The sequence below is a fragment of the Gulosibacter sediminis genome, from assembly GCF_023370115.1.
In the GTDB taxonomy this organism is placed as follows: Bacteria; Actinomycetota; Actinomycetes; order Actinomycetales; family Microbacteriaceae; genus Gulosibacter; species Gulosibacter sediminis_A.
The window spans coordinates 2,224,563-2,236,838 of the sequence record NZ_CP097160.1; the positions used below are offsets into that span (position 1 = coordinate 2,224,563).

Sequence of the window (12,276 nt, forward strand, 5' to 3'; positions counted from 1 at the left end):
ATGGGGCCTTTCGGGCTTACAGTTCGGTGAATTCGCGCACGATGCGGAAGCGCACGCGCATGCCGGGGGCGAGCTGCCCGGCGCGGTCGAGGTCGGCGTCGACGACGGCGCCGATGACGGGGTAACCGCCGGTGAGCGGATGGTCGGGTAGGAACAGCACGGGCTGGCCGTTCGGCGGCACCTGGATGGCTCCGGTGGCCGCGCCCTCGCTCGGCAGCTCGGCGGTCACGGCGCGCGCGAGCGGGGTGTCGCCCTGCAGCCGCACGCCGACGCGGTCGGAATGTGGAGTGACGAGCCAGTCCTGGCCCCTGAGGGTCGCGACCGCGTCGGCGTCGAACCAGTCGGTGCGTGGGCCGAGCACGACGTCGAGTTCGACGAGCTCGTCGTGCGGTGGCAGTTCGGGGCTCGGGGCGTCGTTCGGTTCGACCGCGCGGGCGGCGTGATCGTCACCGAGCGGCAGCACGTCGCCCGCGGCGAGGGGCTGCGGGCCGACGCCCGAGAGCGTGTCGGTCGTGCGGCTGCCGAGCACCGCCTCGACGGCGAAGCCGCCGCGCACGGCGAGGTAGCCGCGCAGCCCGCGCGTGAATCCCGAGATGCGGATGCGGTCGCCCGCCTGCACGGCGGTTGGCCGTTCGCGCTCGAACGGCAGCTCGGTGCCGTTGGCGTCGACGATGCTGCGGCGGCCGCTCGCGCCAGCCCAGGCGACGACGCCGTCGACTTGGGCGACGAACTCGGCGCCGCCGCCCGCGAGTTCGAGGGCGGCCGCGTCGGTGGCGTTGCCGACGACGCGATTCGCGGTGCGTAGGGCGCGGCGGTCGGCCGCGCCCGAGGCCGCGACCCCCATGCCGAGCATCCCGGCCCGGCCGAGGTCTTGCAGCAGCAGCTGTGCGCCCGGGCGCACGACCTCGAGGGCGCGGGCCGGCTTTTCTGGCGCGCGGCTCGTCGAGTTGCGGGGTGCGGCGTTGCCGAGGTCGACGCTCTCGCGCACGGCGCGATAGCGCACCTCCTGCCCGGGCTGCACGAACGCGGGCGGCGTGCGGTCGAGGTCCCACATCCGCTGCGGGGTGCGGCCGATGAGCTGCCAGCCGCCCGGCGACTCGCGCGGGTAGACGGCCGAGAAGTTGCCGGCGAGCGCGACCGAACCGGCGGGGATGCGCGTGCGCGGCGACGGCCGGCGCGGCACCTCGAACAGCGGATCGTCGCCGACGCAGTAGACGAAGCCCGGGGCGAAGCCGGCGAAGGCGCCGCGCCAGGTCGCTTCCGTGTGGCGTCGTACGAGCTCGTCGCGCGAGACGCCGAGGGTGCCGGCGAGCTCGTCGAGGTCGTCGCCCGCGTAGACGACCTCGATTGTCACGGCCTCGTGCTCGGATGCTGTCTGCTCGGCCGTGGGTACCTCGCGGATGCGCGCGGCCAGCCTGCGCGCATCCGTCAGGCTCGGGTCGAAGCGCACCATGGTCGTGCTCGCGGCCGGGATCAGCTCCTCGACGCCGGCCAGCGCGGCCGACTCGACCGCCGGGAAGTGCGCGAGCACCGCATCCAGGTCGGCGTACTCGACGAGGAGCGCGCGGTCGCTCATCGGCAGGATGCGGGTGATGGCGGGTGCGGTCATACCGCGTAGCTTTCGTTGCGCACATCGGTGACGAACATGCGCCCCGGTGCGTGGGTGATCGCAAAGGGCACGCCCGACTCCATGATCGCCGCCTGCGGGGTCACGCCGCAGGCCCAGAACACGGGCACCTCGCCGTCGCGCAGCGGCGCGGGGGCGTCGCCGAACTCGGGGTTGTCGAGGTCGATGCCGAGCACGGCGGGGTCGCCGATGTGCACCGGAGCGCCGTGCACGGCCGGGGTACGACCGGAAATCTGCACCGCATCGGCAACCCGGTCGGCCGGAATCGGCCGCATCGAGACAACCAGCTTGCCGCGCAGGCGACCCGCTGGATCGCAATCGACGGCGGTGCGGTACATCGGCACGTTGCGGCCGAGGGTCTGGTGGCGGATCTCAATGTTCGCCGCCGCAAGCCCCGCCTCGAACGTGAAGCTGCAGCCGATTAGGAACGTGACGAGGTCGGGATGCTCGGCCCACGCCTCGCGCGCATCCCTCGGTTCTTCGGCGAGCACGCCGTCGCGCCACACGCGATATCGCGGCACGTCGGTGCGCAAGTCGCTGCCCGGCGCGAGCTTCGACTCGAAGTCGCCGTCTTCGATCACCTCGAGCACGGGGCATGGCTTCGGGTTCCGCTGCGCGTAGAGCAACACGTCGTACGCCCATTCCTGGGGCACCGAGATGAAGTTCGTCTGGACGACACCCGACGCGACCCCGCTGGTCGGCGCATCGTTACCCCCGCGGGCCGCGCTGCGTGCAGCCTGGGCCGAGGCGAGGTCGTCGCCGGTGGCGTAGATAAGCATCGTGTCGCCTACTTCGCGAATGCGGCGAGGTCGACGCCCTGGCCGGTGAGCACCTCGCGCACCGCCGCGGCCATCTGGATCGCGCCGGCGCTGTCGCCGTGCACGCAGATCGAGTCGGCAGCGAGGTGCACCTCAGTACCGTCAGCGGCGGTGATGATGCCCTCGTTGACGAGGCGCAGCATCCGCTCGGCGACGAGCTGGGCGTCGTGGAGGACCGACCCCTCCTTCGTGCGCGACATGAGCGAGCCGTCGGCCTCGTAGGCGCGGTCGGCGAAGGCCTCGCGGGCCACGGTGACGCCCGCCCGCTCGGCGATCTCAATACTCACGCCGCCCGCGAGCCCGAGGAACACGAGGTTCGGGTCGATCGCGCGAACCGCCGCGGCCACGACCTTCGCCTGCCGCGCATCCTTCGCGATCGTGTTGTAGAGCGCGCCGTGCGGCTTCACGTATTTCACTGGTGTGCCGACGCTCTTCGCTAGGGCCTGCAGCGCGCCGAGCTGGTACTCGACGTCGGCCTGCAGAGTCGCGTCGTCGATGTCGACGGCGACGCGACCGAAGTTCGCGTAGTCGCGGTAGCCCGGATGCGCGCCGACGGTCACGCCGTGCTCGCGCGCTTTCGTCAGGGTGTCGCGGATGCCGACGGGGTCGCCCGCGTGGAAGGCGACCGCGACGTTCGCGCTCGTGACGATCTCGAGCATCGCGGCGTCGTCGGCGACCTGGCGGTCCGGGGTGTTCTCGCCGAGGTCGGAGTTGAGGTCGATGGTGGCCATCTATGTTTCCTTCCTTGGCGCTTAGGCGCCGGTGATCATTTCGAAGATCGGCACGATCGAGACGGCGCCCATGTACCAGGTGAGCGCGGTCGCGAGGGTACCGAAGACGAGCAACCACACGGGGTACTTGTAGCCGTGCAGCAGGTCCTTCTGACGGAACCAGCCGATGTACATGAAGATCGTGAGGCCGATCGGCAGGATGAGGCCGTTGAAGCCGCCGACGAACACGAGGATCGACGCGGGCGCGGCGCCCCAGAGCATGTAAAGCACGAGCGAGACCGCGATGAACGCGACGGTCGCGATGCGCAGCGGCCAGCCGTCGTTGAGCTTCTTGCTGAAGACTGAGAGGAACGTCGCCGACGTGTACGCGGCACCGATGACCGAGCTGATCGCGGCCGCCCAGAAGATGACGCCGAAGACGCGGAGGCCGGCCTCGCCCATCGCGTACTGGAACGCGGCGCCCGCCGGGTTGAGGTTCGGGTCGGCCATGTCGAGGGTGAAGCCCGAGGCCGCGACGCCGAGGATGGCGAGGAACAGCACGTAGCGCATGATGCCGGTGACGAGGATGCCGTTCATCGACGCGCCCGAGACGGCCTTGACGTGCTCGGGGCCGGTGAGGCCCGAGTCGAGGTAGCGGTGCGCGCCCGCGTAGGTGATATAGCCGCCGACGGTGCCGCCGACGATCGTCGTGATCGTCGCGAAGTTGATGTCGTCGGGCAACACGGTCTGGCGCAGGGCATCGCCGACCGGCGGGTTCGAGACGATCGCCATGACGATCGTGAGCACGATCATGCCGACGCCGAGCACCATCACGACGATGTCGACGATGCGGCCCGCCCGCTTCCAGAGGAAGATGCAGATCGCCAGCAGGCCGGTGATGATGCCGCCAAGCTTGGCGTCGATGCCGAGCATGGCGTTGAGGCCCAGGCCGCCGCCGGCGATGTTGCCGATGTTGAAGGCGAGGCCCCCGATGACGATGAGGATGCCAAGTACGTACCCGAAGCCCGGCACCGCCTCGTTCGCGAGCTGGCCAGCCCGCTTGCCTGCGACGGTGATGATGCGCCAGATGTTCATCTGCACCGCAAAGTCGATGATGATCGACACGAGAATCGCGAACGCGAACGCGGCGCCCATCTGGAAGGTGAAGGTGGCGGTCTGGGTGATAAAGCCCGGCCCGATGGCGCTCGTTGCCATAAGGAAGATGGCGCCGAGGATCGGACCTCGACGAGACTTGGCGAATTCTTTCGCCGTTTGCTTCGATGTGCGTTTGGTGTCGGCAGAAATGGTGCGATCGTCGGCCATGACGAACTCCTCGGCTTCATTGACGGGGTGCGCGTAGTGCGTGGTTGCGACCCTACGTCGTGCTGAACAGTCACGCAAGGATTGTTCAACAGTTTGTTCTGGATTGCTGCTCACATTACCCATGTCTTTTTTTTACGCGCAATAGTCCTTAATCTTTCTTTGCACTTCATTTAGGCCGTCGTCTCGAGTCGACTACGCTCGCGAACATGACCCCGCTGCCCGAGCGCACTGCGCTCCCCCGCGTCGCGCACGAGTTGCGAGAGGCGATCGCGGCCGGGCAGTACGCACCCGGAGAACGACTCTCCGAGATCGCCGTCGCCGACTCGTTCGGCGTATCGCGCAACACGCTGCGCGAGTCCTTCCAGGCGCTCGCCGAACAACGCCTGCTCGTTCGGGTCCCGAATCGCGGGGTTTCCGTCGCGTCCCCCAAGGTGGCCGACGTCATCGATATCTACCGGATGCGCCGCATCCTCGAACTCGGCGCGCTCCAGACCGCGTCAGCGCTGCATCCTGCCTTCGCGACCATGCGGGAGGCGGTGACGGATGCGCGGGCAGCGGAGCGCACCAGCGACTGGTCGACCGTCGGCACCGACAACATGCGCTTCCATTCAGCACTCGCGCGCTTCAGCGACAGCCCGCGCCTCATCAGCGCGTTCGAGAACGTCGTCGCCGAAATGCGGCTCGCGTTCCTGCGCCTCAACGACCCCGAGGGGCTCCACCGCCCCTTCATGGGGCGAAACGAGGTAATTCTCGCGTCCATCGAGGCCGACGACCTGCCCGCCGCCTCCGCTGCGCTCACGAACTACCTCGCCGACTCCGAGCGCCTCCTCCTCTCGACGTACTCGCGCCTCGGCCTCGGCTAGCCGCCCCGGCCACGTAGGGTTGGGTTGAGTAGTCACTTTTTGTAGTTCTGGCACCGCCAGGACTACAAAAAGTGACCACTCAACCCGCCACCGGCACCTGCGCAAAGGTGCTGCGGTGGCCGGGAGTGCTATTGGGAGGTTTGGGTGGCGTCGGGGACGTTGCCGTCGAGGGCGTCCTCGATGAGGGTGTGGCCGTAGTCGTAGTCGGGCGCGACGTTTTCGATCTCGAAGACCGGCGGCGCAAGGTCGAGGCGCACGTTGTCGTCGCGCCCACGCGACTTCAGCGCGAGGTCGGCGACGACACCGATCTCGCCCTTCGGAATATCGGTCGTCACGACCTCGTCGAGCGCGTTCATGATGTCGGTCGAGTGCTGCGCCATCGCGCCGGGCAGCTGCGCGATGATCGCATCCTGCAGCTCGCGCTGGCGCTCCATGCGGGCGTAGTCGGTGGTCTCGTACCGGCTGCGCGCGTACCAGAGCGCGTGGTCGCCGTTCAGGGTCTGCAGGCCCGGCTCGATGTATGCGGTTGGCGGCGTCCAGCCCGGCGAACCGTCGTCGTTAATGCCCATCGCGATGCGCTCCTGCACATCGATCTCGACGCCGCCCATCGCATCCACGAGGTCGGCGAAGCCCTGCATATTGATCATGACGTAGTACTGAATGTCGAGGCCGGTGATCCACTCGACCGCATCCTTCGTCGCCTCGATGCCGGGCTCGGAGCCGTGGTCGGCGGCGTCCTGATACATGTCGTAGTCCCACACCGTCACCTCGGTGTAGACCGAATTGAGGTAGCAGACGTCGACGTTGCAGCCGGTGTAGCCGTCGGGGTACATGTCGTGCATCGGCCCGTCGACGAAGCCGAAGTCGGTGAGGGTACGCGGCAAGCCGATGGTCGTGACCCGACCCGTGAACACGTCGAAGCTCATGACGCTGATCGAGTCAGGGCGCACACCCTCGCGATCTTCGCCCTCGTCGCCGCCGAGCAGCATGATGTTGATGCGGCCGTCGGCCGGCACCTTGAGCCCCGCGTTCGGGCCACCAAAGATGTTGTCGATCGTGTTGCGCACGACCCCGATCTGCGTCGCAACGAAGCCGCCCACAAACACCGGAATCAAGGTCGCAATGAGCGCGACCACAAGCACCAGGCCGCGGGCGAGCGCATCCACGCGAATCAGCTTCGCCTGCCGCATGGTCTCGACCATCGTGACGGCCATCCAGATGCCGTAGCCGAGGAACACCCACGCGAGCAGCCGCAGCCCCCACGAAGTGGTGAGCGGGAAGAACAGCACGCTGCGCAGCACGAACCAGAGCACAAGTGCGGCGATGAGTACGTACACCCAGAGCAGCCACAGCCGCAGGCCCGCGCGGCCGAAGCGGCGGTTGCCCGCGAGCAGCGGCCCGGCACCCGGCACGAGCAGGTTGGCGACGAGCAACCACCACGCCCGACGCGTCATGAACTCGGGTGAGGACACGTCGGGCTGACGCAGCGGGCGGGCGAAAGATGAGTGCATAAATGAAAGGCCTAGGTCGCGGACGCGAAGGGGCGCGTCTGACGGAACACGGCAATCACGCCCCGAGGGAATATACCCGGCGCGCTCGCGAAAAACCGTCGGCCAAGCCGAGTGCTAGAGCTGCGCCTTGAGCGCGGCGTTCTTCTCGTCGACCATCGCGGTGAGCCCGTCGGCGTACTCCTGCAGGCGATCCGCCACCGTCGCATCGTGCGAGCCGAGGATGCGCGCAGCGAGGATACCCGCGTTCTTCGCCCCGCCGATCGACACAGTGGCGACCGGGATACCCGCGGGCATCTGCACGATCGACAGCAGCGAGTCCATCCCGTCGAGGTATTTGAGCGGTACGGGTACGCCGACGACCGGCAGCGTCGTCATCGAGGCGACCATGCCGGGCAGGTGCGCGGCGCCGCCAGCGCCCGCGATAATCACCTCGATGCCGCGCGAGCGCGCCTGCCGGGCATAGTCGACCATCTTGTCGGGCGTGCGGTGGGCCGAGACGACCTCGACCTCGCACGCGACACCGAACTCGGCGAGGATGTCGCGGGCCTCGTGCATGACTCGCCAGTCAGAGTCAGAGCCCATGATGATGCCCACGCGGGGCGAAGTTTCGGTGGTCATTCCGCGCTCTCCTCATCGTCGAACATGGCGGCCGCGGCGCGAGCGGCGTAAGCGACCTCGTCGAGGTTGCCGCCGCTCACCGTGACGTGGCCCACCTTGCGGCCGGGGCGTGCCGACTTGCCGTAGGTGTGCAGCTTCGCCTCGGGGTGGCGGGCCATCACCGCCGCGAAGCGGTCGGTGATCGCCTCGTGCTGCGGGCCGCCGAGAATGTTGATCATGACGCTCGCGGCGTCGCGGGCGCTGGCGTCGCCGAGGGGCAGGTCGAGTACGGCGCGCAGGTGCTGCTCGAACTGGCTCGTGCGGGCACCGTCCATCGTCCAGTGCCCCGTGTTGTGCGGGCGCATCGCGAGCTCGTTGATGAGCACACGGTCGTCGGTGGTCTCGAACAGCTCGACCGCGAGCACGCCGGTGACGTCGAGGCCGGATGCGATCTGCTCGGCAATCGCGCGCGTCACCTCGTTCTCGCGCGGGGAGGCGGAGGGCGCCGGCGCAAGCACCTCCTTGCACACACCGTTTTGCTGCACCGACTCGACGAGCGGCCAGGCCACGATCTCGCCGGATGGGCGGCGCGCTACGAGCTGCGCGAGCTCGCGGCGGAAGTCGACGAGTTCCTCGACGAGCAGGGCATCGAAGTCGCCGAACCAGTCGGCGCCCTCGCTGCCGGCGCGCACGATGCGCACGCCGTGGCCGTCGTAGCCGCCGCGCGGCGTCTTGAGCACGGCCGCGCCGCCGTGTGCGGCGATGAACGCGTCGAGTTCGGCCTCGGTGCGCACTTCGGCCCATTCGGGCACCGGGGCGCCGAGCTCAGTGAGGCGGCGGCGCATCGCAAGCTTGTCCTGCGCGAACTCGAGGGCGTGGGGGCCGGGATGCACGGCGACGCCGTCGTCGATGAGGGCGCGGAGGATTTCCTGCGGCACGTGCTCGTGGTCGAAGGTGACGACGTCAACCCCGCGGGCGAACTCGCGCACCGTCTCGAGGTCGCGATAGTCGCCAACCTCGGTCGCCGCGAGCCGGGCCGAGGAGCCCTCCGCCTCGGCGAGCACGCGGATCTCAATGCCAAGTTCGAGCGCCTGCGGCACCATCATTCGGGCGAGCTGGCCGCCGCCGATAACACCCACAATTGGCACTGGCATGAAAATCCTCCGCTAGTTGTATGACGTGCACGCTGCCCGCCGACATCCTCTCCATTCTGGCATCCGCAACCGGCAGATCAGCGTTCCCAGTGGCCTCTCATGCGAGAATGGGCGACGGCCCGCGAGGACTTTCCCTGCACCCGACCCATCGGATACGCATTGACTGAACAGCAGCATCCCCACCACGACCCGTCGTGGCGCGACACCAGACACCCCCAATCGGGTGCGATCGCGATCATTGCTGCTGAAGAGGCCGACGCGCGGACCCACCCCGAAGATCACCCGCGCCGCGGCACTGCCGCGTGGTGGGGTCATCTGTTCAAGCAGCTCATGAAGTTCGGCCTCATCGGCGGCCTCGGTGTCGTCGTCGACATGGGTGTGTTCAACTGGCTGCGCGCGACCGTGCTCTCGCCGTCAGAGGTCACGTGGGGGCCGATGGCCGCAAACATCATCGCGACCCTTGTCGCAATCGTCTTCAACTGGGCCGGCAACCGCTTCTGGACGTTCCGCAAGGAACGCCACCACACCTCGACCTCGCGCGAGGCAATCGAGTTCTTCGCCGTAAGCCTCGCCGGCATGCTCATCGGCCTGCTGCCGCTGTGGTTCACCCACTACGGCATGGGCTGGACGAGCCCGATCGCCGACAACATTTCGAAGCTCGTCGGTATCGGGCTCGGCTCGGTATTCCGCTTCGTGCTCTACCGCTGGTGGGTCTACTCCCCCAGCCGCGCGACCGCCTAGCGGCCGCGCGACCGGCGGACTGGCTAGCTCACGACCGCCGCGAGGTCACGCGCCGAGCGCGCGAGCACATCCACGCCCGCGCGCAGCTCGTCGAGCTCGATGACGAGCGGCGGCAGGAACTTGAGCACCTGGTCGTCCGAACCCGCGCACTCGATGATGACGCCGTTCTTGAAGGCTTCCTTGCTCATGCGACCGGCCCACGAGCGGTCGACCTTCGACTCGATGCCGTAGACGAGGCCGCGACCGCGCACCTCGAGCTCGAGTTCGGGATGCTCGGCGGCGAGCTTCTCGAGTTCCTCGCGCAGCACCTCGCTGCGCTCGGCAATGCCTCGCTCGAACTCGTCGGTGGTCCAGTACGTCTCGATCGCGCGGCGCGCGGCGACGAACGACAGGTTGAGGCCGCGGAAGGTGCCCGAGTGCTGGCCCGGCTTCCAGACGTCAAGGTCGGGGCGGATGAGCAGCAGCGCCATCGGCAGGCCGTAGCCACCGATCGACTTCGAGAGCGTGACGAGGTCGGGCACGATGCCCGAGTCTTCCCAGCTGAAGAACTGACCGGTGCGGCCGACGCCGACCTGGATGTCGTCGACGATGAGCAGGATGTCGCGATCGGCGGTGAGCTTGCGCAGGTGCTGCAGCCACTCGCGCGAGGCGACGTTGATGCCGCCCTCGCCCTGCACCGTTTCGACGATCACGGCCGCCGGGGCGTCGACGCCGCCCGACGCGTCGTCGAGCATCTTCTCGAGCAGGTCGAGCGTGTCGAAGTCGGCGCCGAGGTAGCCGTCGTAGGGCATGCGCGTGACATTGCCGAGGTCGACGCCGGCGGCCTTGCGGAAGCCGGAGCCAGCGGTGGCGGCGACCGCGCCGAGCGAGACGCCGTGGAACGCGTTCGTGAACGCGATGACGTTGCTGCGGCCCGTCGCCATACGCGCGAGCTTCAGCGCCGCCTCGACGGTGTTCGCGCCGGTCGGGCCGGTGAACTGCACGCGGTAGTCGAGCCCGCGCGGCGTGAGGATGTGCTGCTCAAACGCCTCGAGGAACCCACGCTTCGCGCTCGTCGCCATGTCGAGGCCGTGCACGATGCCGTCCTCCTCGATGTAGTCGAGCAGCGCCTGCTTGAAGTTGTCGTTGTTGTGCCCGTAGTTGAGCGTTCCGGCACCGGCGAAGAAGTCGATGTATTCGGTGCCGTCTTCGGCGATGAGTCGCGAACCCTTCGCCGAGGTGAAGACGGCCGGGAATGCGCGGATGTACCCTCGGACCTCAGATTCGCGTCGTTCAAAGACATCCATGCTCATGCAGGCCTCCTAGTAATTGCAGTGGTTTGACCCTACCGCTCGGGGTTTCCCGTCAGCTCACGCAACGCCTGGGTCACGGTGACCGCGTTCGGCACGTCGCGCAGCTGCATCCGCAGACCCGAGACCGACAGCAGCGTGATTGTGCCACTGCCGAAGATCGCCTGCCAGCCGTTGCGGTGCATCTCGACGCTCGAGACGAGGTGATGCGGCAGCTCGTTCGTGGTGTTGTGCGGTTGTCCCTTGCGGGTCGAGGTGCGGTAGGTAGTGATGGTGTAGCGGGTGCGCAGCCAGAGGATGATCGGCACGAGACCGAGCAGCAGGAGCGCGACGGCCGCGATGATGCCCCACCAGAGCCACGGGCCCGACTCGCGCAGCTCACGGAACGCGTAGCCGATGAACGCGGCGCACACGATGGTCACGAGGCTCGGGATCACGATGCGATTTGCGTGCTGCCGGATGCGCGCAATGGTCACCTCGGCGACGCCGCGCGGGGGTTGGGCCTGGTGCACGGGTTGCGCGTGGCGGGGCGGATGCGCGGGGCCGCTCGCCTGCGGCTGGCCAGCAGCTTGCGGCGCGCCCGCGTGCTGCGGGTGCCCGCCACCGGGAGCGAAGGGGCTGCTCACGCGAGCGACCCGTCGTCGAGGCGGAGGTGCTGCACGTCGCCGACGCGCACGGCGTGCTCGGTGCCGGCGTCATCGGTGACGAGCAGTTCGCCCGTCGGGGCGACGCCGCTCGCGATGCCGACGAGGTCGGTGTCTTCGAGGCGGTTGACCCGCACACGCCGGCCGAGGGTCGTGAGGTTGTCGCGCAGCTCGGCCGCCAGCCCCGAGGCCTCGGCGTCGCCGTCGTGCGCGATGAGCGCGTCGATGCGCGCCGCGAGCTCGCCGATATAGCGGGCCGCGAGATCCTCATGCGGCACATGCACGCCGAGGTCGGCGATCGAGGTCGCGTTCGCAAGGGCGTCGGCATTGGCGAACGCCTCCGACACCTGGGCCGCGGCGAACGCGGCGCCCGCGGCCGCCGGCGGCGCCACGATCGGGATCGGCGTCGTGAGCGCCTGCGGGTCGCGCAGGTTGATGCCGGTGCCGACGACGCAGGCGAAGCGCTCACCGCCGGCGATGACGCCGAGGATCTCGCCGAGGATGCCCGCGGTCTTGCGGCCCTCGATCAGCACGTCGTTCGGCCACTTCAGCTGCAGGCGGCTCGCCTGGTGCTGGCTCGCCAGCTCGGCGAGCGTCGCCCGCAGCGCGAGACCAGCCGCGAGCGTGACCCAGCCGATCGACGTGCGCGCCGCATCCGCCGAGAACTCGAGGTAGGTCGAGATCGCGAGCGACGCATCCGGCGTCTCGATCCACTCGCGGTCGAGCCGGCCGCGGCCCGCGGTCTGGTTCGTGGTGGCGACAGTCTGAAACTGCGCGAACTGCTCCTCGTCGGCAAAGCGGCGGCGGACGGCCTCGTTGGTCGAGTCGACGGTGTCGAGCCATTCGATCTGGGGTGCGCTGGCAGCAGTCATAGTGCTCCCATTATTGGCGGCATCGCCCGAGATCGGGCTGCATCCGTGCGCGATCATGCGGCCGCGGGTCGCGCTTTGTGGCATTCGTCAAGAATATTCCGCGATGTATACGAGGTTTCATCCACAG

General features: G+C 68.5%; 12 protein-coding genes. 2 read left to right on the forward strand and 10 right to left on the reverse strand.

Translation table 11 applies throughout. The features are described from left to right. Positions 1 to 16: 16 nt before the first annotated feature. Genes M3M28_RS10210 through M3M28_RS10225 form a run of 4 tightly spaced genes read right to left on the reverse strand, consistent with a single transcriptional unit; the run spans position 17 to position 4,478 of the window. Positions 17 to 1,609: a 5-oxoprolinase subunit B/C family protein gene (locus M3M28_RS10210; protein WP_249386360.1), complete on the reverse strand. Its 1,593-nt coding sequence runs from the start codon at positions 1,607 to 1,609 to the stop codon at positions 17 to 19. After that, positions 1,606 to 2,406 (reverse strand): putative hydro-lyase, encoded by an 801-nt coding sequence (locus M3M28_RS10215; RefSeq protein ID WP_249386361.1) that lies wholly within the window; start codon positions 2,404 to 2,406, stop codon positions 1,606 to 1,608. Before M3M28_RS10215 ends, M3M28_RS10210 begins: the two co-directional genes overlap by 4 nt. 8 nt (positions 2,407 to 2,414) lie before the next feature. Then, positions 2,415 to 3,176, reverse strand: coding sequence for a LamB/YcsF family protein (locus M3M28_RS10220; RefSeq protein ID WP_249386362.1), 762 nt, complete (start codon positions 3,174 to 3,176; stop codon positions 2,415 to 2,417). A gap of 21 nt (positions 3,177 to 3,197) precedes the next feature. Beyond that, positions 3,198 to 4,478: an NRAMP family divalent metal transporter gene (locus tag M3M28_RS10225; protein WP_249386363.1), complete on the reverse strand. Its 1,281-nt coding sequence runs from the start codon at positions 4,476 to 4,478 to the stop codon at positions 3,198 to 3,200. Between the two features lie 206 nt (positions 4,479 to 4,684). Between M3M28_RS10225 and M3M28_RS10230 the strand changes: the two genes are divergently transcribed. Then, a complete protein-coding gene (locus M3M28_RS10230; RefSeq protein ID WP_249386364.1) occupies positions 4,685 to 5,341 on the forward strand; it encodes a GntR family transcriptional regulator in 657 nt (218 codons plus the stop codon). 128 nt (positions 5,342 to 5,469) lie between these two features. On the opposite strand, the gene M3M28_RS10235 is transcribed toward M3M28_RS10230, so the two are convergent. The 3 genes from M3M28_RS10235 to M3M28_RS10245 all read right to left on the reverse strand — a co-directional run bounded on the left by M3M28_RS10235 (position 5,470) and on the right by M3M28_RS10245 (position 8,603). Next, positions 5,470 to 6,852, reverse strand: coding sequence for an LCP family protein (locus M3M28_RS10235; RefSeq protein ID WP_249386365.1), 1,383 nt, complete (start codon positions 6,850 to 6,852; stop codon positions 5,470 to 5,472). A gap of 114 nt (positions 6,853 to 6,966) precedes the next feature. Beyond that, positions 6,967 to 7,470 carry a 5-(carboxyamino)imidazole ribonucleotide mutase gene (purE, locus tag M3M28_RS10240; RefSeq protein WP_249386366.1) on the reverse strand — a complete coding sequence of 168 codons (504 nt, stop codon included), beginning with the start codon at positions 7,468 to 7,470 and terminating at the stop codon, positions 6,967 to 6,969. Further along, complete coding sequence (locus tag M3M28_RS10245) at positions 7,467 to 8,603, reverse strand: 5-(carboxyamino)imidazole ribonucleotide synthase (RefSeq protein ID WP_249386367.1); 1,137 nt, start codon at positions 8,601 to 8,603, stop codon at positions 7,467 to 7,469. The genes purE and M3M28_RS10245 overlap by 4 nt, the downstream gene beginning before the upstream one ends. Positions 8,604 to 8,762: 159 nt before the next feature. On the opposite strand from M3M28_RS10245, the gene M3M28_RS10250 reads away from it, so the two are divergent. Continuing rightward, positions 8,763 to 9,344, forward strand: coding sequence for a GtrA family protein (locus M3M28_RS10250; protein ID WP_249386368.1), 582 nt, complete (start codon positions 8,763 to 8,765; stop codon positions 9,342 to 9,344). Positions 9,345 to 9,367: 23 nt separating this feature from the next. Here the strand turns inward: M3M28_RS10250 and ectB are convergent, their stop codons facing one another. From ectB to M3M28_RS10265, 3 genes are read right to left on the reverse strand one after another with little or no spacing between them, the layout of a single operon-like run. Then, the gene (ectB, locus tag M3M28_RS10255; RefSeq protein ID WP_249386369.1) at positions 9,368 to 10,636 is read right to left on the reverse strand and encodes a diaminobutyrate--2-oxoglutarate transaminase; all 1,269 of its coding nucleotides are present in this window, start codon (positions 10,634 to 10,636) and stop codon (positions 9,368 to 9,370) included. Positions 10,637 to 10,668: 32 nt separating this feature from the next. Then, the gene (locus tag M3M28_RS10260; RefSeq protein WP_249386370.1) at positions 10,669 to 11,259 is read right to left on the reverse strand and encodes a PH domain-containing protein; all 591 of its coding nucleotides are present in this window, start codon (positions 11,257 to 11,259) and stop codon (positions 10,669 to 10,671) included. Then, complete coding sequence (locus M3M28_RS10265) at positions 11,256 to 12,149, reverse strand: biotin--[acetyl-CoA-carboxylase] ligase (protein ID WP_249386371.1); 894 nt, start codon at positions 12,147 to 12,149, stop codon at positions 11,256 to 11,258. Before M3M28_RS10265 ends, M3M28_RS10260 begins: the two co-directional genes overlap by 4 nt. Positions 12,150 to 12,276 lie beyond the last annotated feature (127 nt).

What these genes read in the sequence shown, in the direction of transcription:
- M3M28_RS10215 (WP_249386361.1), bottom strand. Translation starts at nt 2,406, where the DNA reads ATGCTTATCTACGCCACCGGCGACGACCTCGCCTCGGCCCAGGCTGCA.
- M3M28_RS10245 (WP_249386367.1), bottom strand. Translation starts at nt 8,603, where the DNA reads ATGCCAGTGCCAATTGTGGGTGTTATCGGCGGCGGCCAGCTCGCCCGA.
- M3M28_RS10225 (WP_249386363.1), bottom strand. Translation starts at nt 4,478, where the DNA reads ATGGCCGACGATCGCACCATTTCTGCCGACACCAAACGCACATCGAAG.
- M3M28_RS10210 (WP_249386360.1), bottom strand. Translation starts at nt 1,609, where the DNA reads ATGACCGCACCCGCCATCACCCGCATCCTGCCGATGAGCGACCGCGCG.
- M3M28_RS10265 (WP_249386371.1), bottom strand. Translation starts at nt 12,149, where the DNA reads ATGACTGCTGCCAGCGCACCCCAGATCGAATGGCTCGACACCGTCGAC.
- M3M28_RS10230 (WP_249386364.1), top strand. Translation starts at nt 4,685, where the DNA reads ATGACCCCGCTGCCCGAGCGCACTGCGCTCCCCCGCGTCGCGCACGAG.
- ectB (WP_249386369.1), bottom strand. Translation starts at nt 10,636, where the DNA reads ATGAGCATGGATGTCTTTGAACGACGCGAATCTGAGGTCCGAGGGTAC.
- M3M28_RS10235 (WP_249386365.1), bottom strand. Translation starts at nt 6,852, where the DNA reads ATGCACTCATCTTTCGCCCGCCCGCTGCGTCAGCCCGACGTGTCCTCA.
- purE (WP_249386366.1), bottom strand. Translation starts at nt 7,470, where the DNA reads ATGACCACCGAAACTTCGCCCCGCGTGGGCATCATCATGGGCTCTGAC.
- M3M28_RS10220 (WP_249386362.1), bottom strand. Translation starts at nt 3,176, where the DNA reads ATGGCCACCATCGACCTCAACTCCGACCTCGGCGAGAACACCCCGGAC.